The sequence below is a fragment of the Streptomyces sp. JNUCC 63 genome, assembly GCF_054366325.1.
Genome location: NZ_CM135963.1, coordinates 3,469,453 through 3,490,436, shown reverse-complemented (window position 1 = coordinate 3,490,436; position 20,984 = coordinate 3,469,453). Strand labels below are relative to the sequence as shown.

At 72.3% G+C, this 20,984-nt stretch carries 22 protein-coding genes; 15 read left to right on the top strand and 7 right to left on the bottom strand.

Going from position 1 to position 20,984, the window contains the following annotated elements; all coding sequences use genetic code 11:
- Positions 1-25 precede the first annotated feature (25 nt).
- From ACX25U_RS15900 to ACX25U_RS15855, 10 genes are all read left to right on the top strand, one after another.
- Positions 26-1,318 (top strand): amidohydrolase family protein, encoded by a 1,293-nt coding sequence (locus tag ACX25U_RS15900; RefSeq protein ID WP_454392660.1) that lies wholly within the window; start codon positions 26-28, stop codon positions 1,316-1,318.
- Positions 1,315-2,550: an MFS transporter gene (locus tag ACX25U_RS15895; protein ID WP_454392658.1), complete on the top strand. Its 1,236-nt coding sequence runs from the start codon at positions 1,315-1,317 to the stop codon at positions 2,548-2,550. The genes ACX25U_RS15900 and ACX25U_RS15895 overlap by 4 nt, the downstream gene beginning before the upstream one ends.
- A gap of 213 nt (positions 2,551-2,763) precedes the next feature.
- The gene (locus tag ACX25U_RS15890; RefSeq protein ID WP_454392656.1) at positions 2,764-3,543 is read left to right on the top strand and encodes a B3/B4 domain-containing protein; all 780 of its coding nucleotides are present in this window, start codon (positions 2,764-2,766) and stop codon (positions 3,541-3,543) included.
- A gap of 42 nt (positions 3,544-3,585) precedes the next feature.
- A complete protein-coding gene (locus ACX25U_RS15885; protein ID WP_454392654.1) occupies positions 3,586-4,830 on the top strand; it encodes an ATP-grasp domain-containing protein in 1,245 nt (414 codons plus the stop codon).
- Positions 4,827-6,065, top strand: a complete 1,239-nt coding sequence (locus tag ACX25U_RS15880) for an MFS transporter (RefSeq protein ID WP_454392652.1) — start codon at positions 4,827-4,829, stop codon at positions 6,063-6,065. The genes ACX25U_RS15885 and ACX25U_RS15880 overlap by 4 nt, the downstream gene beginning before the upstream one ends.
- Positions 6,066-6,149: 84 nt before the next feature.
- Positions 6,150-7,454, top strand: a complete 1,305-nt coding sequence (locus tag ACX25U_RS15875) for a TrpB-like pyridoxal phosphate-dependent enzyme (protein ID WP_454392650.1) — start codon at positions 6,150-6,152, stop codon at positions 7,452-7,454.
- 51 nt (positions 7,455-7,505) lie between these two features.
- Complete coding sequence (locus tag ACX25U_RS15870; protein WP_458633810.1) at positions 7,506-8,189, top strand: flavodoxin family protein; 684 nt, start codon at positions 7,506-7,508, stop codon at positions 8,187-8,189.
- A 106-nt stretch (positions 8,190-8,295) separates the two neighbouring features.
- Positions 8,296-8,637: a cupin domain-containing protein gene (locus ACX25U_RS15865; protein ID WP_454392646.1), complete on the top strand. Its 342-nt coding sequence runs from the start codon at positions 8,296-8,298 to the stop codon at positions 8,635-8,637.
- The gene (locus ACX25U_RS15860) at positions 8,634-8,975 is read left to right on the top strand and encodes a chorismate mutase (RefSeq protein ID WP_454392644.1); all 342 of its coding nucleotides are present in this window, start codon (positions 8,634-8,636) and stop codon (positions 8,973-8,975) included. Before ACX25U_RS15865 ends, ACX25U_RS15860 begins: the two co-directional genes overlap by 4 nt.
- Positions 8,972-10,474 carry a UbiD family decarboxylase gene (locus tag ACX25U_RS15855; RefSeq protein ID WP_454392642.1) on the top strand — a complete coding sequence of 501 codons (1,503 nt, stop codon included), beginning with the start codon at positions 8,972-8,974 and terminating at the stop codon, positions 10,472-10,474. Before ACX25U_RS15860 ends, ACX25U_RS15855 begins: the two co-directional genes overlap by 4 nt.
- Here the strand turns inward: ACX25U_RS15855 and pdxR are convergent.
- The 4 genes from pdxR to ACX25U_RS15835 all read right to left on the bottom strand — a co-directional run bounded on the left by pdxR (position 10,386) and on the right by ACX25U_RS15835 (position 15,722).
- On the bottom strand, positions 10,386-11,939 hold the full coding sequence (pdxR, locus tag ACX25U_RS15850) for a MocR-like pyridoxine biosynthesis transcription factor PdxR (RefSeq protein ID WP_454392640.1): 1,554 nt from the start codon (positions 11,937-11,939) through the stop codon (positions 10,386-10,388). The two genes, ACX25U_RS15855 and pdxR, sit on opposite strands and share 89 nt — an antisense overlap.
- Positions 11,940-12,128: 189 nt before the next feature.
- Positions 12,129-13,088: a D-2-hydroxyacid dehydrogenase family protein gene (locus tag ACX25U_RS15845; RefSeq protein WP_454392638.1), complete on the bottom strand. Its 960-nt coding sequence runs from the start codon at positions 13,086-13,088 to the stop codon at positions 12,129-12,131.
- Positions 13,089-13,194: 106 nt separating this feature from the next.
- The gene (locus tag ACX25U_RS15840; RefSeq protein WP_454392636.1) at positions 13,195-14,886 is read right to left on the bottom strand and encodes a bifunctional 3'-5' exonuclease/DNA polymerase; all 1,692 of its coding nucleotides are present in this window, start codon (positions 14,884-14,886) and stop codon (positions 13,195-13,197) included.
- 77 nt (positions 14,887-14,963) lie between these two features.
- A complete protein-coding gene (locus tag ACX25U_RS15835) occupies positions 14,964-15,722 on the bottom strand; it encodes a Clp protease N-terminal domain-containing protein (RefSeq protein ID WP_454392634.1) in 759 nt (252 codons plus the stop codon).
- Between the two features lie 122 nt (positions 15,723-15,844).
- On the opposite strand from ACX25U_RS15835, the gene ACX25U_RS15830 reads away from it, so the two are divergent.
- Entirely contained in the window at positions 15,845-16,945 is a 1,101-nt protein-coding gene (locus tag ACX25U_RS15830; RefSeq protein ID WP_454392632.1) for a DUF2786 domain-containing protein, read from the top strand.
- Between the two features lie 248 nt (positions 16,946-17,193).
- Here ACX25U_RS15830 and ACX25U_RS15825 read toward each other — a convergent pair whose 3' ends face one another.
- Positions 17,194-17,730, bottom strand: coding sequence for a DUF4232 domain-containing protein (locus tag ACX25U_RS15825; protein WP_454392630.1), 537 nt, complete (start codon positions 17,728-17,730; stop codon positions 17,194-17,196).
- A 105-nt stretch (positions 17,731-17,835) separates the two neighbouring features.
- The gene (locus ACX25U_RS15820; protein WP_454392628.1) at positions 17,836-18,315 is read right to left on the bottom strand and encodes a hypothetical protein; all 480 of its coding nucleotides are present in this window, start codon (positions 18,313-18,315) and stop codon (positions 17,836-17,838) included.
- 149 nt (positions 18,316-18,464) lie between these two features.
- On the opposite strand from ACX25U_RS15820, the gene ACX25U_RS15815 reads away from it, so the two are divergent.
- The 4 genes from ACX25U_RS15815 to ACX25U_RS15800 all read left to right on the top strand — a co-directional run bounded on the left by ACX25U_RS15815 (position 18,465) and on the right by ACX25U_RS15800 (position 20,148).
- Positions 18,465-18,839 carry a VOC family protein gene (locus tag ACX25U_RS15815; protein WP_454392626.1) on the top strand — a complete coding sequence of 125 codons (375 nt, stop codon included), beginning with the start codon at positions 18,465-18,467 and terminating at the stop codon, positions 18,837-18,839.
- A 28-nt stretch (positions 18,840-18,867) separates the two neighbouring features.
- On the top strand, positions 18,868-19,242 hold the full coding sequence (locus ACX25U_RS15810; RefSeq protein ID WP_454392624.1) for an ArsR/SmtB family transcription factor: 375 nt from the start codon (positions 18,868-18,870) through the stop codon (positions 19,240-19,242).
- Between the two features lie 25 nt (positions 19,243-19,267).
- Positions 19,268-19,732 carry an SRPBCC family protein gene (locus ACX25U_RS15805; protein ID WP_454392622.1) on the top strand — a complete coding sequence of 155 codons (465 nt, stop codon included), beginning with the start codon at positions 19,268-19,270 and terminating at the stop codon, positions 19,730-19,732.
- A 146-nt stretch (positions 19,733-19,878) separates the two neighbouring features.
- Positions 19,879-20,148 carry a DUF397 domain-containing protein gene (locus ACX25U_RS15800; protein ID WP_112469345.1) on the top strand — a complete coding sequence of 90 codons (270 nt, stop codon included), beginning with the start codon at positions 19,879-19,881 and terminating at the stop codon, positions 20,146-20,148.
- 92 nt (positions 20,149-20,240) lie between these two features.
- On the opposite strand, the gene ACX25U_RS15795 is transcribed toward ACX25U_RS15800, so the two are convergent.
- Positions 20,241-20,771: an ATP-binding protein gene (locus ACX25U_RS15795; RefSeq protein ID WP_454392619.1), complete on the bottom strand. Its 531-nt coding sequence runs from the start codon at positions 20,769-20,771 to the stop codon at positions 20,241-20,243.
- Positions 20,772-20,984: the final 213 nt, after the last annotated feature.

The window sequence follows — 20,984 nt, the reverse complement described above, 5'->3', positions numbered from 1 at the left end:
CAGTCAAGTTCTGGAGGCACCTGGAATGCCACGCAAAGTCCTGCTCCACAACGCGACCGTCCAGGAAGGACTGGGCCGTTCCTCCCTGCCGCGCCACAGCGTGCTGCTGGACGGCGACCGCATCGAGGCGGTCCTGCCCGAGGGCATCGCCCCGCTGCACTCACCCGGGATCGAGGTGCTCGACCTCGGCGGGCGCACCGTGATGCCCGGCATGACGCTGGGGCACACCCACATCGCGTACCTGAACGTCCTCGACGGACGGGAGATGCTGTTCAAGTACTCCGTCCCGGAGGTCACCCTCGCCGCCGCCGAGAACACCACCAACCTCCTGGGCCTCGGCTACACGGCGTTCGTCGGCGCGGGCTCGGTGGCCGGGATCGACATGGCGCTGCGCCGCGCCGTCGACTCGGGCCGGCTGCTCGGCCCCCGGATCACCCCGTGCAGCCGGGACCTGATGGTGTCAGGGCCGCCCGAGCGCCGTGACCCCGAGGTCAAAAAGCGCATCCCGTCCGACCTGATGCGCCTCGCGGACACCCCTGAGGAGATGGCCGAGTACGTCGCCGGGGAGATCGCGCAGGGCGCGGAGATCGTCAAGGTCTTCTCGTCGGGCGACGACACCTTTCCCAACGGGCGTTCCCACGAACTGCTCTTCACCGCCGAGGAGCTGGTGGTCGCGACACGCACCGCGTACGAGCACGGGGCCAAGGTGCGGGCGCACTCGCGCGGCCTGCAGGGCATCCGCAACGCCATCGCGGCCGGCGTCGACGTCATCGACCACGCCACCTACGCCGACGACGAGGCGCTCGAGGCGATCGCCGAGCGCGGGATCTTCGTCGTGCCGAGCCTCTACCAACCGCACATGCTCCTGACCACCGGGACCGAGCACGGCAAGACCCCGGAGTACCTGGAGACGCTGGAGTTCGAGGCCGAAGTGGCCAACACACTGCGGATCCTGCCGCTCATGGTGGACCTCGGGATCCCGGTCGTGGCCGGTGACGACTTCGGCTTCGCCTGGACCCCGCACGGCAGCTACGCCAAGGAGCTCGAGCTGTACGTCACCATGGCGGGCATCCCCGCCGCCACCGTGCTGACCTGGGCCACCGCCAACGGCGCGCGGCTCGCCGGGCGCGGGGACGACGCGGGCACGGTGCAGGCGGGCCGGCTCGCCGACCTCGTCGTCACGGACGGCGACCCGGCCGAGGACATCTCCGTCCTGAGCCGTCCCGGCGCGATCGAACTGGTCCTCCTGGGCGGCACTCCCGTCGCGGGAGACATCGCCCCCTTCCGTACCCGGGTTCCGGCAGGAACCGCGCGATGAGCAGAACACGAGCCGTCCTTCCCGTCCTGCCGGTGCTTGCCGTCGGCGCGTTCGCCATCGGCACCGACACCTTCGTGGTGGCCGGGGTGCTGCCCGAAGTGGCCCAGGGCCTGAAGTCGGATCTCGCCGACGTGGGCTGGGTGAGCACGGTCTTCGCGCTCACCTACGCCGTCCTCGCACCCGTCCTCGGGGCGCTCACCGGGCGCGTGGAACGGCGCACCGTGCTGGTGATCTCACTGGTGGTCTTCGCCCTCGGCAACGCGGCGTCCGCGCTCGCCCCGGGGCTCGGCCAGCTGCTCGCGGCCCGGGTGGCGACCGCCGCCGGCGCCGCCCTCTACATCCCCGCCGCCTCCGCGTCCGCGGCCGCCCTGTCCGCGCCCGAACGACGCGGCCGGGCCATGGCCGTGGTGCTCGGCGGCCTCTCCGCGGCGACCGTCGCGGGCGTGCCGTTCGGCACCTGGCTGGCCGCCGACCTGGGGTGGCGATCGACGTTCTGGCTGCTCGCCGGGCTCGGTCTGGTGTGCGCGGGTGCCGTGACGGGCGGACTGCCCGAGGTGCGGCTGCCCGCCGCGCCGGGGCTCGCGGCGCGGCTCGCTCCGGTGCGGGACCCGCGGGTGCTGTGCACCGTGCTCACCACGCTGCTGTTCATGACCGGCGGCTACCTCGCGCTGACCTACATCGGCGCGGTGCTGGCCCCCGCCACCGACGGCGACGGCACGACACTCGCGCTGCTGCTCCTCGTCTTCGGAGTGTTCGCGGTGGGTGGCACGGTCCTCGGGGGGCGGGCCACCGACCGGTGGGGGGCCACGCCGGTGCTGCTCGCCTCCGTCGCGGGCCTGGCCGCGGTCCTGGTGACACTGCCCGTGACCCGAGACGAACTGCCGACCGCGGTGCTCGCCATGGCGGCCTGGGGCATCACCGCGATGGCCACCCAGCCCCCGCAGCAGCACCGGCTGTTCGCCGTCGCACCCGCCTCCGGACCGCTGCTGCTCTCCCTGAACTCGTCGGCCACCTTCGCGGGGATCTCGCTGGGCGGCTTCATCGGTGGCCGGGTGATCGCCCACGGCGGTGCTGCGGACGGACTCGACCGGCTCGGGCGGTTCGGGGCGGCTCTGACCGTGCTCGCCCTGGTGACGGCGCTCATCGGCGTACGGGTGAAGGGGGCCGCTTTGCGCGCCGAGGCCGCCCGGGCGGCTCCCGGACCGCCCGAGCCCGCGGAGAGGGCGGGCTGACGCGACAGGGACCGGCCGCCGGGAAGGGGCTCGCGTTGCGGCGGGGAGCCGGGAGCGGCCTTCCGGCCCGGCCGGAAAGCCCGAAGTGGCCTTCCGTAATTGCCGGGAATTGGCCACAGCCGGCCCCTCGTCCGCTCCTTACCGTCAGAACCGTCATCAGCGGTCCGCCCGGCCCGCCCGGACACAGCCACAGAACCGAAGGAACACACATCCATGGAGAGCACCCCCCAAGTCCCCGGCGGCGCCCGCCCCTTCACCGTCACGATCGACGCGCGGCTGGCGGAGCGCGTGCCCGGTTACGTGCTGGGCCTGATCGCGGTGCCGGACACCGACGTCGTCCGGGACGCCCCGGAGGCGGCCGCTCGGCTCACCGCCGCCGAGGACGCTCTGCACGCGGCCGGTCTCAGCAGGACGGACGTCTCCGCGCTGCCCGCGGTCGCCGCCTGGCGGGACGCCTACCGGACGGTCGGCGTGAACCCGAACCGCTTCCCCTGCGCCGCCGAGTCGGTCCTGCGCCGGGTGGCCAAGGGCGACCGGCTGCCGCGGATCAACGCCCTGGTGGATCTCTGCAACGCCGTGTCGCTGGACAGCCGGCTTCCGGTTGCGTCCTGCGACGTGGGCGACATCGAGGGCGGGCTGGAGGTGCGGCACGCGCACGGGGCCGAGGTCTTCACGCCGCTCGGCACGCCCGACGCACCCGAGCACCCCGACCCGGGCGAAGTCATCTACGCCGACGCCCGCGGGCGCGCGCACTCGCGGCGCTGGAACTGGCGGCAGGGCGACGTGGTCAAGACCGACGTCGGGCGCCGACGGCTCCTGCTCACCGTGGAATCGGCGCACGAGGGCGGCCGGGACGAGGTCGAGCGGGCGCTCGGCGAGCTCGAGGCGGCGCTCGCCGTGCTGCGCGCCGAACCGGAGCGGCCGCTGGTGCTCGACCGGTCCACGCCGTCCGGGGAGCTGTTCGGCGCCCCGTCGGCCGCGACGGTCCGCTGAGCCCGCACCCCACTCCCGTACGACTGGCATGAGGAGCACCGCATGAATCCTTCGATCCTGGTGGTCTACCGGCCCGCCGCGGGGCGCTACGCCGCCCAGTTCCGCAGTGTCGTCGAGGCGGCCGCCGACGTGGGCGTGCACACCGTGGTACTGCTGCCCACCGGTGGGGAGGCGCCCGAGGCCGACGGGCTGCCTCAGTACCACGCCGATCTCGACGACACGGCGGCCGTGCGTGCCGCGGTCGACGGCATCGTCGCCGAGCACCGCATCGAACGGATCTTCCCACTGTTCGAGGGTGACGTGCTGCCCGCGAGCCGGGCTCGCAGGGACCACGGGATCCCCGGCCTCCTCCCGGACCAGGCCCTCAACTTCCGGGACAAGAACGTGATGCACCGCCGGGCCGAGGAGCTCGGCGTGCGGGTGGCCCGCTCCTGCCGCCCCGACACCCTCGGCGCGGTCACCGAGTTCGCCGAGCAGGTCGGTTACCCCGTCGTCGTCAAGCCGCACGCGGGCTGGGCGTGCGGCAGCACCCACCGCGTGGACAGCCGGGCCGAACTGGACGGTGTCTGGGAGGAGATGGGCGACGACCGGCACGAGTACCGGGTCGAGGAGTTCATCCGCGGTACCGAGTTCCACGTCGACTCGCTGCTCCAGCACGGTGAGGTCGTCTTCGAACAGCTCTCCCAGTACACGTACTCCGTCCTCTCGTACCGCGACGAGCCCGGCGGCACCATCTCGCGCAAGCACGGTCTGTCCCCCCGGGAGCGGCGCATCCTGGAGCTGAACGCGGTGGTGCTGCGCGGCTTCGGCCTGAGCACCGGTGTCGCGCACGCCGAGTTCTTCCTCCTGGACGACGGTGAGATCGTCTTCGGTGAGGCGGGTGCCCGGGCCGGCGGCGGCTCGATCGTGCCCGCCATCGAGGCGGGGCGCGGCATCAACCTCGCGGGCGAGTGGTGCCGACTCGAACTCGATCCCGGACACCGGCCCGCGGCACGGCTCGGCCCGGAGACCGGCACCGAGTACCTGACGTCCGGCGAGTACGGGCGGATCACCGCCATCACCACGCCCGGCGAGCTGACCGCCATGGAGGGGGTGCTGGACGCCGACGTGTGGAAGCGCGTCGGCGACGTCCTGGCCCCGCCGACCGCCTCCAACGACGTGCTCGGCTGGTACGTGTGCGAGGGCACCGACTTCGAGGACGTGCGGGCCCGCTTCAAGACCGTGCGGGCCCGCTTCAAGACCGTGCGGGACGCCTTCCGCGTGGAGACCGAGCAGGGCCGGCCATGACGTGGCTGACGCGGTTCAAGGAACTCCCGCCGGCGCTGCGGGTGCTGTTCCTCGCCTCCTTCGTCAACCGCGCGGGCATGTTCGTCTTCCCGCTGCTCGCCGTCTACCTGGTGCGCGGCAAGGGCCTCGGCACCGGTGAGGCGGGCCTGCTCATCTCCATCGGCAGCACCGGCCTGCTGGTGGGCAGCCTGCTGAGCGGGCCGCTGTGCGACCTGCGCGGCAGGCGTACGGCGCTGCTGACCTCGCTGATCCTGAACGCCGCGGGATACTTCGGCCTCGCCGTGCTCGACGGCGCGCCGTGGACGTACGCGGTGCTGCTCTTCGTCGCCCTGGTGGGAATGGGTGTGTTCAGCCCCGCCTCCAACACCCTGGTCGCCGACCTGACCACGCCCGAACAGCGCCCGTTCGCGTACACGGTCAGCTATGTCGGAAACAACCTGGGAATGGGCGTGGGGCCGCTGCTGGGCGGGGTCGCGGCCGCGTACTCGTACCACGTCATGTTCGCGGGGAACATCCTCGCGGGCCTGCTGTGCGCGGCGATGATCCTGCTCCGGGTGCCGCGTGACCGCAGGAGCGCGGACACGGGCCGCCGTGCGGACAAGGGCAGCCGTCCGAAGCTGCTGGGGCACAGCCACGTCCTGCTGCTCGTCCTGGTCTCCTTCTTCTACGTCGTTCCGCTCATCGGTCTCGAGTACGCGCTGCCACTCGCCGTCACGACGGTCCTGCACCACTCGGCGGGTCTGGTCGGCGCCGTCTACACCATCAACAGCGTCGTGGTGGTGAGCCTCGGCCTGCTCGTCGAGAAGCACATCCGGGGATACGGCGCCAAGACGCTGCTGCTGGTCTCGGGGCTGCTGTGGACGTCCGGACTCGCCGTGATCGTCTTCGGCTTCTCGCTGCCCGCGATCCTGCTGTCCACCGTGGTGTGGACGCTCGGCGAGATCATCGTGTCCGTCGTCGTGCCCACCTATGTCGCCGACCACGTCGACGAGCGCCGGGTCGGCGGTTTCATGGCCCTCAACGGCTTCGTGCTGGGCCTCGCCCGGCTCGTCGTGCCGGCCGGCCTCGGCGTCCTGTGGTCGGCACACGGTCACCGGCCCGTCTTCGTGACGCTCCTGTTCGCGCCGGTCGCGGGCATGGCGCTGTTCGCGATGCTGCGGATCAGGCCGTCGGCCGCGGCGGCTGCCCCGTCCGCCTCCGTCCCGGAGCCGGAGGCGGCCCCGGCGAGCAACTGACCTCCGTCATCCCCGGGTGCCCGGATGTCCGCCGAGCGGCTCCGTACCGGTTCCCGGTTCCAGCTCACTCACAGGAAAGCACTCATGTCACAGACGAAGTTCCTGCTGTCCGAAGACCAGATCCCCACCACGTGGTACAACGTGGTCGCGGACCTGCCCAAGCCATTGGACCCGATGCTGCACCCCGCCACCCGGGAGCCCGTCACCCCGGCCGACCTGGAGCCCCTGTTCCCGGCGGAGCTGATAGCCCAGGAGTTCTCCACCGACACCGAGGTGGACATCCCCGGCGCTGTGATCGACGTGTACCGGCAGTGGCGGCCCAGCCCGCTCGTGCGCGCCCGGCGCCTGGAGAAGGCCCTCGACACCCCGGCCCGCATCTACTTCAAGAACGAGGGCGTCAGCCCGGCGGGCAGCCACAAGCCCAACACCGCGATCCCGCAGGCGTACTACAACAAGCAGGCCGGCGTCGAGCGCCTCACCACGGAGACCGGCGCGGGCCAGTGGGGCACGTCCCTCGCGCTCGCCTGCCAGTACTTCGGCCTCGTCTGCGAGGTCTACATGGTCAAGGTGAGCCACCAGCAGAAGCCCTACCGCCGCGGCCTGATGGAGACCTTCGGCGCCCGCGTCACCGCGAGCCCCAGCGAGCGCACCGAGTCCGGCCGGGCCGCGCTCGCCGCCGACCCCGACTCCCCGGGCAGTCTGGGTCTCGCCATCTCCGAGGCGGTCGAGGCGGCCGTGAGCAGCGGCGGCACCGCCAAGTACGCGCTCGGCTCGGTGCTCAACCACGTCCTGATGCACCAGACGATCATCGGCAAGGAGGCCCGGCTCCAGATGGAGCTGGCCGAGGACTACCCGGACATCGTGATCGGCGCGGCCGGCGGCGGCTCCAACTTCGGCGGCCTGGCCCTGCCGTTCCTGGGGGAGGAGCTGCGCGGCGGGCGTCCCGTGCAGGCCATCGCCGTCGAGCCGTCGTCCTGCCCGACCATGACCGAGGGCAGGTTCGACTACGACTTCGGCGACACGGCCGGCCTGACACCGCTCACCAGGATGCACACCCTCGGCCACGACTTCGTGCCGCCGAGCATCCACGCGGGCGGACTCCGCTACCACGGCATGTCGCCGATCATCAGCCGGCTCAAGGAGTTCGGCCACCTGACGGCGCGCGCCGTCCCGCAGACCGCCTGCTTCGAGGCCGGGGTGATCTTCGCCCGCAACGAAGGCATCGTGCCCGCCCCGGAGTCCACGCACGCCGTGCGCGTGGCCATCGACGAGGCGCTCGTCTGCAAGGAGTCCGGCGAGTCGAAGAGCATCCTGTTCTCGCTCTCCGGGCACGGCCACTTCGACATGCAGGCATACATCGACTACTTCGCCGGCAGGCTCAAGGACTGACGGCCGGACGGGGGCCGGGCGCGGCGGCCCCTTCTGGACGCCATCGAACACATGGGGGAGTTCATGCGGGAAATACGTGGTGGCAGGCCGGTCATCCTCGGTATATCGGGGTCCGAACGGGCCGGGGGCAACACCGATCTCGCGCTCGAGTACGCGGGGGAACGCATACGGGAACGGGGGGCCGCGTTCCGCACGCTGCACCTGCGCGACCACCGCATCTCGCCGTGCAGCCCGTGCGGCGACTGCAACCACCGGACCAGCCCGTGCGCGCTGCCGGACGACATGCCCGCCGTCATCGAGGAGATGAAGCGGGCCGACGGGATCATCTACGCCGTGCCCGTGCACGGATTCGGTCTCGCGCACCTCATGCAGATCTTCATCGAGCGGGCGGGCGTCGGCTATCTGCGCTTCGACCGTCCGCTCGCCAACAAGGTCGGCGGCATCATCGTCACCTGCCGTCGCTACAGCGACGCCTCCGTGCACAACCAGCTCGTCGACAACCTGCTGCTCAACCGGATGATCCTGGCAGGCAGCGGGTTCCCCGCGCTGCTGCGCAACACCTCGCCGAAGCCGGGCCTGCACGACACCGAGGGCCTCGATGCCCTGGAGCGGATGGCCAACCGCATGGTCGACATGACGCTGTTGCTGCGCAGGCACCGGTCGGTGACCGGAGAACCGGTGCTTCCGCTGGACGACCGCAACGAGCGCGAAGTACGCCGGCGTCCGGCGTCCTGAGGCGTTCCCGAAGCATTTCCGCAACGTTCCGAAGGGCTCCGGGGGCTTCTTCGAGGCCTGCCGGGACAGACCTTCCCAGCGACAACTCCGTAGGAGGAACCTGCCCATGACCACCACCCCTGTCCTGGTCGGCATCGACTTCGACGCCATCCCGTGGGAGAAGTGGCACAAGCCCGGCGCCGACGGCCGGGTGAAGATCGCGTACACCGGCGGACTGCGGGTGCGCCTGCTGGAACTGCCCGCCGGGTTCAACGAGCTGGAGTGGTGCGAGCGCGGCCACCAGGGTTACGTGCTGCAGGGCGAGTTCACCATCCACTTCGACAACCGCTCCGTGCCGTGCCGTCCCGGCATGGGGTTCGTCATCCCCGGTGACGAGCGCCACCGCTCGCAGGGCTCCGACAGCGAGCCGACCGTTGTGTACGTGATCGACGAGGTGCCCGCGTCATGACGGGCTTGGGGCGCATCGACGAACTGCGCGCCTCCATCGACGGACTGGACCGGCAGATCGTCGCCCTGCTCGCCATGCGTACGGCGGTCGTACGGGAGCTGACCGAGTTCAAGGACGACGAGGAGGCGGTGCGCTCGCCCGGCCGGGTGACGCAGGTCGTCGAGAGAGTGCGCCGGCTCGCGGAGGAGCAGGGCATGCCCGCGAGCATTGCGGAGGCCGTCTACCGCACGCTCATCAGCGAGCTGACGGTCCTCCAGCTGGAGCGTCTCGCGGCACGCCGGGCCGCCGCCGGGCAGGACGGGGTTCCGTCGACGGCGGCTCGTGAGGGCGCGGCATGACCGGGCGTCGGCTCGCCGATCTGCGTACCGCGCTCGCCGGTCTCGACTCGATGCCGGGAGAACTGGTGCGGGAACGGGAGGAGGTCCCGGCCAGGTTCGGGGTCTCTTCCCGGTACGCGAAGTGGGCGGGGACACCCGCCCCGCCGCCGACCGGGCCAGGGCCCGCGGTCCTCTTCGAACGGGTCACGCCCAGTGGCACGGACGGGGCGGCCGCGCGGGCCGTGCTGATCGGCCTCTACGGCACCCGCCGCCGGGCGGCGGCCCTGCTGGGGACGACCCCGGCCGAGCTGCCGCACCGGCTCCTCGCCGCGGTGACCTCGCCGCTGGCGCCGGTGCGGGTCCGAGCCGGCCGGGAGCCGGTGCGCACGCTGCTCGCGCCCGACCTGACGGAACTGCCGGTGCCGGTGCTCACCGACGAGGACGCGGGCCCGTACCTGACGCTCGGCGCGGTCCTGGCGACCGACCCCGACACCGGGGTGCGGAACCTCTCCATCCACCGGATGTGCGTCCAGAGCCCGGACCTGCTCTCCATCTGGATGGTTCCGGGCCGTGACCTGGAGGCCGCTCACCAGGCGGCTCGCCGCAGGGGCGTGCCCCTGCCGGTCGCGATCCACCTGGGCCTCGGCCCGGCCGTGCTGCTCTCCTCCTGCTGCCCGGCCTCCCTCGTGCCGCCGGGCGCCGACGAACTCGCCGTGGCGGGCGCGCTGGGCGGCGCACCCGTGGAGCTGACGTCCTGCCGCTCGGTCGAGGCGGAGTGCATCGCGCACGCCGAGTACGTCATCGAGGGCGAGCTGCTGCCCGACCTGATCCCGGAGAACCAGGGGGGCCCGTTCGCCACCCCGGAGTTCCTCGGCTACCGGGGCCGGGCGCACCCGGCGCTGCCGACCGTCCGGGTCACCGGGATCACCGCGCGCGAGGGCGCCATCCTGCAGACCGTCTCCGGGCCCGGCCACGAACAGTCGGTGCTGCTCGGCTTCGGGATGGAGGCGGCGGTGCTCGGCCGACTGCGGCAGTCGGGCGCGCCGGTCAAGGCGGTGCACTGCCATACGGCGGGTGGCGGTCAGCTCATGGTGGTGCTCCAGTGGAGGGCCAAGCGGTCGGCCGCCGACGACGAGGTGGTGCGGAAGGCGGGAGAGTCGGTCCTCGAGGAGTTCCGGATGGCCAAGCTGGCCGTCTCGGTGGACGAGGACGTCGACCTGGAGTCGGACGCGGATCTGTGGTGGGCGATGGTCACCCGGCTGCAGGCGGACCGGGACGTGGCGGTCCTGCCGGACCGGGAGGGGTTCCCACTGGACCCCACGCAGTCGGCTGCCTACTCGCCGGTCCTGTCCGCGGACGGCCGCACGGCGAAAGCGCATTTCGACTGCACCGTCCCGCATGCCCACGGGGCCCGCTTCCACCGCCCGCGCTTCACGGAGCCGCGGGAGCAGTCCCGGCGCCGTGCACCCGTCCCGTCGCCTCCCGCACCGCGGCGGCCAGCAGGGCGACGCCCTCGGTGACGCGCGGGACGGGCAGCGCGGCGTACCCCATCAGGAACGCCGGCTCGGCCGGCGGGTCCTGCACGAAGTAGCCCGACGCGGGGTAGACCCGGACCCCGCGCGCGGCCGCGACGCGGGCGATCCGGTCCTCCGGGACGCCGCGCGCCCCGGTCAGGGTGACCAGGACGTGCAGGCCCGCCGCCTCGCCGGAGATGCGGACCTCGGCGCCGAAGTGCTCGTACAGCGCTTCCAGCAGGCGGCTTCTGCGCTGCCGGTACAGGCGTGTCATGCGGCTGATGTGGCGGGCGTAGGCGCCGGTCGAGATGAAGTCGGCGAGCGCGTCCTGGGCGACCGTGGGCGACAGCCGGTCGGTGATCCACTTGATGCCGAGGAAAGGCTGCACGAGGTGCGGCGGCAGGATCGCGTAGCCGATCCGCAGGGCGGGGAAGAGCGTCTTGCTGAAGCTGCCGACGTAGACGACGGTGTTCCGGTGCCGCTCGGCGGCGAGCGCGGGCAGCCGCTCGGCGGTGAAGGTGAACTCGTTGTGGTAGTCGTCCTCCAGGACCGTCGCCCCGTGTTCGTACGCCCATTGGAGGAGCCCGCGCCGCCGCCCCTGGGACATGATGAACCCGGTGGGGAACTGGTGCGACGGCGTCACGTACACCAGTCTCACCCGCGCCGGATCGTGCCCGTGCGCGCGCACACAGGCGTCGATGTCCCCGACCCGCAGCCCTTCCTCGTCCACCGGCACGGGCACCACGGCCGCCTCCGAGCAGCCGAAGACCTGGCGTAGCACGGTGTGACTGGGGTCCTCGATCACCACCACGTCGCCGGGGCCGACCAGCATCCGGGCGAGGATGTCGAGGGCCTGGGTGGCGCCGCTGGTGACCATGACGTGGTCGGAGGAGGCATTGAGGGCCCGGCTCCGGCGCACCAGGGTGGCGATCTCCGCACGCAGGGCCGGCGAGCCCTCGGCCGGTCCGTAGCCGAGCGCCGCGGCGTCGGCACGGCCGTACGCCTCGTGCAGGGACTGCCGCCAGCGGGCGACGGGGAAGTCGGCGAGTGCCGGGGTGCCGTGCCGGAAGTCGAGGGCGGTGCCCGGGTAGTGGGTGGGCGGCGGCTCCCAGGGCTGCCACAGGGCACTGCCGCCGTCGGTGGCCCTGGGCGGCTGCGGGGCGAACGCGGTGGGCGGGGAGAGGCGGGATGCGGGGGCCTGGGCGGAGGCGCCGCCCGCGAGTGGGGCGATCCTCGTGCCGGAGCCGCGCTTGGCGGTGAGGATGCCGTGGGCGCGCAGCAGTTCGTAGGCGCGGGTGACGACGGTCCGTGACACGCCGAGCTGCTGGGCGAGTTCGCGTGAGGGGGGCACCGTGTCTCCCGGCCGTAGCCGGTCCGACCGGAGCAGGGCGGTGATCTGGTCACAGATCTGCTGCTGCAACGGCGTACCGCCGTCCCGGTTCAGGACGATGATCAACTCCGGTGACCCCACGTTCGCCCCCTCCACTGGTCACCCCGCTGAGTGTGCCACGGTGCCCGGGTGCCGTCGGCGGGCCGCGCCAGGAGCGGGTTGCCGGCCCGCGGTCCCGTCCGGCACCGCGGCGCCGGACAAGACCGCGCGAGCGAGGGGGCGGTGAGGGAAGCCCCCGGCACCTCGGGCACGACGGGTGATGATCCGGCGTCAGCCGAGGAGACGGATCGGGCTTCCGGCCAGGTACGCCTCGATGGCCTCCACCGCCTGGCCGTAGTAGCGCTCGTAGTTCGCGCGGGAGACGTAGCCGAGGTGAGGGGTGGCCAGGAGGTGCGGGGCGGTGCGGACGGGGTGGTCGGTGGGGAGGGGTTCGGTGTCGTGGACGTCGAGGGCCGCGCCGGCGATGCGGGCCTCGTGCAGGGCGGTGAGCAGGGCGTCCTGGTCCACGATCGCGGCGCGGGAGGTGTTGATCAGGTAGGCCGTCGGCTTCAGGAGGGCCAGTTCGGGGGCGCCGAGCAGGCCGCGGGTGCGGTCGCTCAGGACCAGGTGGATCGAGACGAAGTCGGCGGTCGACAGCAGGTCCTCCTTGGAGGGGGCCAGTTCCACGCCCACCTCGTCCGCCCGGTCCTTCGTGAGGTTCTGGCTCCATGCCGTGACCCGCATGCCGAAGGCCAGGCCCACCTGCGCCACCCGGCTGCCGATCTTGCCGAGGCCGAGCAGTCCCAGGCAGTGTCCGTGCAGGTCGGCGCCCACGGTGGACTGCCAGGGGCCCGAGGCGCGCAGCGAGTTGTTCTCCTGGACGATTCCGCGGGCCAGGCCCAGGAGCAGGGCCCAGGTCAGTTCGACCGGCGGGGTCGTGGAGCTCTCCGTTCCGCACACGGTCACGCCGTTCGCCCGTGCGGCGGCGTAGTCGATCACCGAGTTGCGCATACCGGAGGCGACCAGCAGTTTCAGGCGGGGCAGGCGGTTCAGGAGCGAGGCGGGGAAGGGGACGCGTTCGCGCAGGGTGACCACGATGTCGACGTCGGCCAGTGCCGCGGCCAGTTCGCCCTCCGTGGCGAAGTGTTCGGTGTACGTGACGACCTCGACCCTGTCGCTCAGCGGCGTCCAGTCGGCGACGGTGGTCGCGACGCCCTGGAAGTCGTCGAGTACGGCGCAGCGCAGTTGCATGTCGGTTCTCCCTGCGGGGTCGTTGTCCCACTCGTCTGGAGATCTTCGCGTATGCGGGGTGGCTGACGCGGTTCGGCCGGTCGCCGGCCGTCCGAGGGAGGGGCGCTCACTTCGCGTCCGCGTAGCACTCCACCACCGCCGTCGTGAACGGAAACCGCACCGGGGTCTCGCCGAACGTCAGCCGTCCCGCCAGCTCCGCCGCCCGCCGGATCGCCTCGACGACCGTGTCGGTCTCCTCCTTCGGGCAGTGCACGATCACCTCGTCGTGCTGGAAGAAGACCAGCTCGGCCGCCATGTCCCGGCAGGTGCGGCGCAGTGCGGCGAGCAGCAGCAGGGCCCAGTCGGCGGCGCTGCCCTGGACAACGAAGTTGCGGGCGAAGCGGCCGCGGGCACGGGAGTCGGTGGAGGCGTAGCCCGGCATCCAGCCGTCGGCCGCGGGCGGTACGGCCGGGTCGTCCTGGGGGAGGCCCGCCTCCTCGGCCGCGTCCTCCCGCCTCCCGGCCGGCGGTGGACATGTGCGTCCCAGCCAGGTCCGTACGAGTCTGCCCTCCTCGCCGGCCCGCGCCGCGTCGTCCACGTAGGCCACCGCCTTCGGGAAGCGGCGTCTGAGGGCGGCGAGGTTCTTCAGGCCGTCGCCGGAGGTCTGGCCGTAGACCGCGCCGAGCACGGCGAGCTTCGCCTGGGCGCGGTCGCCGGAGAAGGCGCGGTCGGAGACGGACTGGTAGAGGTCGGTCTCCCGGCCGGCCACCTCCATCAGACCGGGGTCGCGGGAGACGGCCGCCAGCACGCGCGGCTCCATCTGGTCGGCGTCGGCGACGACCAGCCGCCAGCCGGGGTCCGCCACGACGGCCCGGCGGATGACCCTGGGGATCTGCAGCGCGCCCCCGCCATGGGTCACCCAGCGGCCGGTGACCGTCCCGCCGGCCAGGAACTCCGGCCTGAAGCGCCCTTCCCGCACCCAGTCCTGCAGCCAGGACCAGCCGTGGGCGACCCAGATCCGGTACAGCTTCTTGTACTCCAGCAGGGGCTCCACGGCCGGATGGTCGACGGACTGGATCTCCCGGCGGCGGGTTGACTTCACCTTGATCCCGGCCCGGGCGAAGGCCTTGATCACGTCGGCCGGCAGATCGGGCCGGACCCGGTGGCCGAAGGCGGCGGACACCTCGTCGGCGAGCTCGGCCAGGCGGCGGGGCTCGCCACCGCCCGCGTACCGCTCGCCGAGCAGTTCGCGCAGCACCTCGCGGTGCACGTCCGCACGCCAGGGCAGGCCCGCCCGGTTCATCTCGGCCGCCACCAGCGTGCCCGCCGACTCGGCGGCCGTCAGCAGGCGCATACGGTCGGGATGCCCGGCCCTTTCGTGCCGCCGCTGCTGCTCGGCGTAGACCGCGAGCAGGTCCTCCAGCGGCAGACGTACGGCCTGGGGCTCGAAGAGCGGGGACTGTGCGCCGGGCACGGCGGACCGGTGCGGTGGATCCGGTGGTACGGGTCCGCCGCGCAGGCGGGCCAGGGCGGCGGCCGCCGAGCGGGGTTCTCCGTAACGCCCCTCGTGGCCGAGGAGGAGTGTCTCGGCGTCCTCGACGTCGTAGCACCGCTCCACTCGCGCCCCCGCGGTGAGCAGGCGCGGATAGACCTCGGCGGTGGACCGCCACACCCACCGCGTGACGTCCGGTCTGCCGCGGACCGCCTCGGCCAGGTCCGGCTCCCGGCGCACCGGGCCGGCGGGCAGCCCGTCCCGGCCGAGGGGGGCGACCTCGGCGCCACCGTCCTCGGCCGGTGCCAGAGCCCACCGGTCGGTCATGTCCGCGAGTGTCGCAGGCGGGTCTGACAATGGTTCCGACCTGCGGGTTCAGCCGGAGGCCAGGTCGGTCGGGGCGGTCAGCCCTCCCGTCTGTCCTCTTCCCCCTGTTCCCGCTGCGCGCGCTCCTTCAGCAGTTCCGCCAGGGCCGCCACGACGTACTCCTCGGTACGCGCCTTGTCCAGGCCGAGGCCGCTCAGGACGCCCTCGCCGTTCTCCAGCTCCAGCAGGGCCAGCAGGATGTGTTCGGTGCCGATGTGGTTGTGGCCGAGGCGCAGGGCCTCGCGGAAGGTGAGCTCCAGGGCCTTCTTGGCGGCCGGGCCGTACGGGACGAGTTCGGGAGCGTCGGCGGATGCCGGCGGCAGCGCGGTGGTCGCGGCCTCGCGGACCGCGTCCAGGGAGACACCCTGGTCGCCGATGGCCTGGGCGGCCATGGCCTCCGGTTCGGCGAGCAGGCCGAGGACGAGGTGGGCGGGCGTGCCCTCGGTGCTCCTGGCGGCCTTGGCCTCCTCGTGGGCTGCCATGACGACCTTGCGCGCGCGTGGCGTGTAGCGGCTGAAGCCCTGACTGGGGTCGAGGTCGGCGGACTCCTTGGGTACGAACCGCTTCTGCGCGGCCTGCCGGGTGACTCCCATGCTCCTGCCGATGTCGGTCCAGGAGGCGCCGGAGCGCCGTGCCTGGTCGACGAAGTGGCCGATGAGGTGATCCGCCACCTCGCCGAGGTGCTCGGCGGCGAGTACGGCGTCCTGGAGCTGATCGAGAGGTTCCTGATGGACCTTCTTGATGGCCGAGATGAGGTCGTCCAGACGGACGCTCGACCTGATGGCGGGGTTCGTCATGTGTCAACGGTAGGTTGACACGAGAGGGGTGTCAACCGTGAGTTGACAGCTGTTCGGCAGATGTCTGTCCACAGCCTGTGGACAGACATCGCCCTGCCACGCCGCCATGGCACGATCGAGACGTGACCACCCCCAGCACCGTCGACCGCGCACTCGACGCCGCCCTGTACGCCTCGTCCGACGACGCCCTCGACACCGGCGCCTCCCTGCTGGCGGCCGACCCCACGGCGGACGCCGAACTCGCCCGGCACGGACAGGAGTTGGTCGCGACGGCGTGGCGGCGCGGCTGGCAGCCCGCCGATGTCGTACGGATCGTGCGGCGGGATCTGGACGACGTCCACGTACGGCTGCTGGCGGCGCTCGTCCGTGCACAGGCGGGGCACGACCGGCCGCGCGGCCCGCGCTGGACCGCCCAGCTCGACGAGCTGACCACCGGGCAACCGACCCGCACCGACCGCTTCTCGTACGCCACCGCCGTCCTGGAGCTGTACCGCCTGCTGCTGCGGCTGCCCGCGCTCGAACCCCTGGACGAGCCCGCGCACGCGTCCCGGCCCGAGTCCCGCATGCTGACCCGGATCCGGGCGCTGCTCGCCAAGGCGGAGGCGACCGGCTTCCCCGAGGAGGCGGAGGCGCTGAGCGCGAAGGCGCAGGAGCTGATGGCACGGCACAGCATCGACGAGGCGCTGCTCGCCGCCCGCGCCCCGTCGCCCGACGCCCCCGGCGCCCGCCGCATCGGTGTCGAGCCGCCGTACGAACAGGCCAAGGCGGTGCTGCTGGACGCGGTCGCCACGGCGAACCACTGCCGGGCCGTGTGGAACGAACCCTTCGGCTTCTCCACGGTCGTCGGCTTCGAGGCCGACCTGGAGGCGGTCGAACTGCTCCACACCTCCCTGCTGGTCCAGGCCACGACCGCGATGACCAGGGCGGAGGCGGCACAGCGCGCCGGCGGGCGCAGGCGCACCAAGACCTTCCGGCAGTCCTTCCTCGCCGCCTACGCCCACCGCATCGGCACCCGCCTCACGGCCGCCGCCGAGGCGCAGGTCACCGAGGACCTGCTCCCCGTCCTGGCGAGCCGGGACGTCGCGGTCACCGACCGCCTGGAGGGCATGTTCCCGGAGACGACCACCACCCGCCTGCGCGGCGTGACCGACGCGGCCGGCTGGACGGAGGGCGCCCAGGCGGCGGAACGGGCCGAGGTGAGGTCCCGTCCCCGGCTGCGCTGACACCCCGGCGGCCGGGACGGCCACCCCGGACCACCGCCGGCCCCCGACCCTGCGGCACGACCACCGGCCCGGCGCCGCCGGGAGCCGACGCGGACTCGCGGTCCCGGCGGACGCCGCCGTCAGTCGCCGCGGCCGCTGCGCCACCCGCGCTGCGGCAGCGCCGCCATGACACCGACGTGGCCGCAGGCTGCCACCGCTCCCGCCTGCCGCGGACAGTCACGCCTCCGCGTCCGCTGCCCGCGGAGCCGTCAGTCCCCCGCCTGCTGGAAGGCCGTCACCGACGCGTCCGGGTCGCCCGCGTCCTTCTTGCCCTGCACCGGGCCGTAGGACCACTTGAAGTCCTGGCTGTCGGCCGCTCCGGGCAGGCTGAGCTTCAGCGACGTCGCGGTGAGGCTCTTCGCGTCGCCCTCCTGGCCCCGCACGTACGTGAGCGTGAAGGACGCCGTGCCGCCCTTGGCGAGGGTGAGCTTCTCCGGCTTGGCGGCCTTGTCCTCCGGGACGGTCGCCGTGGAGCCGCCGGCGGACAGGGCGATGCCCGGGAAGCCCTCCAGGGTGCACTGGGCGCCCCGGTTGGTGAGGGTGACGGGCACGTTGCCCGTGTCCCCGGCCGCGGGTGCGGCGTTGGCGGGGCCGACCTGCACCCCGACCTCGCCGAGCCGGCAGGCCGAGCTGTCGGCGTTCTTGCTTCCGGAGTCCTTGCCCCCGGAGTCGCTGCCGCCGCTGTCGCAGGCGGTGAGGAGAAGGGCCGCGGCGAGGGCGGTGACGGTGATCGGAATGGCGCGCATGAAGTGGTTCCTCGGGTCGTGACGATGATCAAAGATCATCACGTACGAGCGCGCGGCGCGGTTGCCCGCCCCGCCGCCGGCCTCTGTGAACGTCCTCCGCGGACGTCAGGAGCCCAGGTTCGCCGTGGGCAGGCCCGACGGTAGCGCCGGGCCCTCCGACCGGGTGTACGTCTCCTCGCCGGGACCACCCTCCCAGGTGACTCGGAGCGTGGTCTTGTTGACGGACTCCACCGTGCCCGTCGTACGGGCCTTGCACGTGCCGAGGCGGATCACGTGCTTGCCGCCCTCCTCGCCCGTGGTCCCCTTGCACGTGGTCCGGTCGGTCGAGAAGAGCGCCGCCTGCTTGCCGGTGACGATCAGGACCACGGCCCTGCCGTCGGCGGTGGCCAGCCAACTTCCTTCCAGCTCGCCGTCGTTGGTCGCCGTGGCGCCACCGTTGTCCGCGGTCCCGCTCGCGCTCGGCGTGGCGGGGGCGCCGTCCTCGGAGTCGGAGCCGCCGCTGTCGCACGCGGTCAGCGCGAGCGCGCCGAGCAGGCCCACCACCGCGATCCGCACCGCCGTGCTCGCCCTGGTCGCCGTAGCCATCAAAAGCCCCCCAAGCTCCGACCGGTCGGCCGCCCGGCGGCCGGTACGACCGCAGCAAGTTACCAGCCGCCGTGTGGCGCACACCTTCTGACGCGTAGGAATTCCCCTACGGTTGACGCGTAGGGAAACTCCTACCTATTGTCGTCTCCATGAACATCACCCACGCCTCCTTCGTGACCCTCCCCGTCAGCGACCAGGACCGTGCCCTGCGCTTCTACGCCGACGTTCTCGGCTTCGAGCTCGCCGCCGATCGTGAGATGCCCCAGGGCCGGTGGCTCCAGGTGGCACCCAGGGGCGCGCAGACGGTCTTCACGCTCTCGGGGCCGGGGACGGGGGGTTTCGAGCCCGGATCGGCGCAGGGGATCATGTTGGTGACGACCGATGTCGACGCGGACTGCGCGCGGCTGGCGCGGGCCGGTGTGTCCGTGCAGGGCCCGGACGACCTGCCCTGGGGGCGCATGGCCTCCTTCCGGGACCCCGACGGCAACGGTCTGATGCTGCTGACGGAGAAGGAAGGCTTCTGACCGCCGCCATGAACGGGACGGGCGCCGCATGAACGGAACGGGGACGACGGGCACGGCGAACGCGACCGGCACCGCCGCCGAGGACCGCGTCTTCGCCGCGCTCGCCAACGCCACCCGCCGCGAGGTGCTGCGGTTGCTGCGCGACGAGGGGCCCCAGCCCGTCCAGGCCCTGGCCGACCGCTTCGACATGCGGCGCCCCAGCCTCTCGGAACACCTCAAGGTGCTCCGGGAGGCCGGCCTCGTCTCCGAGCAGCGCTCCGGCAGGCAGCGCATCTACCGCCTCGAGGCGGCCCCGCTCGCCGAGGTGCAGGACTGGCTCCACCCGTACGAGCGGTTCTGGCGCGGCCGGATGAAGGACCTCGGCGAGCTGCTGGACCGCATGCCCGACGATGACCGCACTTGAGCGCCGACCCCGAGGACGACGTCACATGAGCACCGACCCGGACGACGGCCTCACCACCATCCGCGTCGACCAGTTCTTCCCCCACCGGCCCGCCAAGGTCTGGCGAGCCCTCACCGAGCCGGACCTGCTCGCGCGGTGGCAGATGCCGGGCGCCGAGGACTTTCGCCCGGAGGTCGGTCACCGGTACCGGATGACCTCCGTCCCCCGGCCCAACGCCAACTTCTCCGGCGTCGTCGAGGTGGAGGTTCTCGCCTACGACGCCGAGCGGATGCTGTCCCTCCGCTGGACCGACGCCGATCCGGCCAATCCCGTTCGCTGGACGATCACGTGGACGCTGGAACACGAGGGCCGCGGTACGCGTCTCTTTCTAGTGCACGAGGGATTCGATCCCGACGATCCGGCACAGATGATGGCGCGGAAGATCATGGACGGGGGATGGCGCTCGCATGTCCTGCGGGAGTTGGGGCAGACGCTCCAGCGGCTTCGGTAGCACGGACGCCCATGCTGTAACCGTCGAACCACTCCTCGTGCACGTGCATCTGCTCATGCGTATGCAGGTGAACAAGGTTATGATCCGGGTCAGTTGACCGATGCATCAATGGCCACACCAGCCAGTGCACCAACGGGGAGCGACCTGTGGACCACGACGTTGAGGGCGGGTACGGGGGGTTCGACGTGTACAACGGCATGGCGGCCACGCGACTGTGCGGGGTGGTCTGGCAGAAGAGCCGGCACAGCAACTCGCAGGGCTCCTGCGTGGAGTTCGCGCGGCTGCCGGGCGGGGAGGTGGCCGTACGCAACTCTCGTTTCCCCGACGGTCCCGCCCTCGTCTACACGCGCGCGGAGATAGAGGCGATGCTGCTGGGCGTCAAGGACGGCGAGTTCGACCACCTGATCGCGGGATGACGCCCCTCAAGCTCGCCGACAACTCAGGGCAATTGGCGCACAGCGCACGGTAACGCGCGTAGAACCGCGGCGTCGTGAAACGCCGCGGTCCGTCAATCGGCGGGCCGCAGCCGGAACAGCGCCCAGACCACCTTGCCGTGAAGGGCGCCCGCCAGCGGGTGCCAGCCCCAGCTGTCGCTGAAGGAGTCGACGAGGAACAGGCCCCGGCCCGACTCCGCCGAGAAGTCGTCCGTCTCGCGGGCGATCGGACTCTCCCTGCTGGGGTCGCGCACCGCGCACACCAGCCGCTCGCTCCAGCGCAGCAGGTGCAGACGCACGTGCGGACCCGTGTCGTGCAGAAGCGTGGCCGGCACCGGGTCGTGGCACGCGGCCCGCAGTCCCTCGTCGGCGGGGCGGTGCCGGGCGAGGGGCAGCCCGTGCCGCAGGGCGTTGGTGACCAGTTCGGAGACCACCAGGCAGATGTCGTCGAACCGGTCGCTCAGCTCCCACTCGTCGAGCGTTCCGCGGGTGAACCGCCGTGCCTCGCGCACCGCTTCGTAGCGGGCGGGAAGGGCGCAGGAGGCCGCGCTGGACACGGCCGCGGGATCCAGCGGCGGAAGGCCCTGCCGTAACGGCTCGAGCATGGTCGATCCATTCGTCCCCATGCGAGGCACTCCCGGGAATTCGCGGTCGTTGCGATGCGGCGGTGGTGCGAGACCATGGTTTCGGATGCGTACACCAGATGCAAGGGCAGATGCACGTGCACGTGACCGAATTGGGTCGTCCCGTACCGCTTGTTGGCCATTTTTTCCGCCATCTTCCCGTCCGCTGTTCGCCTCCTTTCTGCTTTTCGCTGC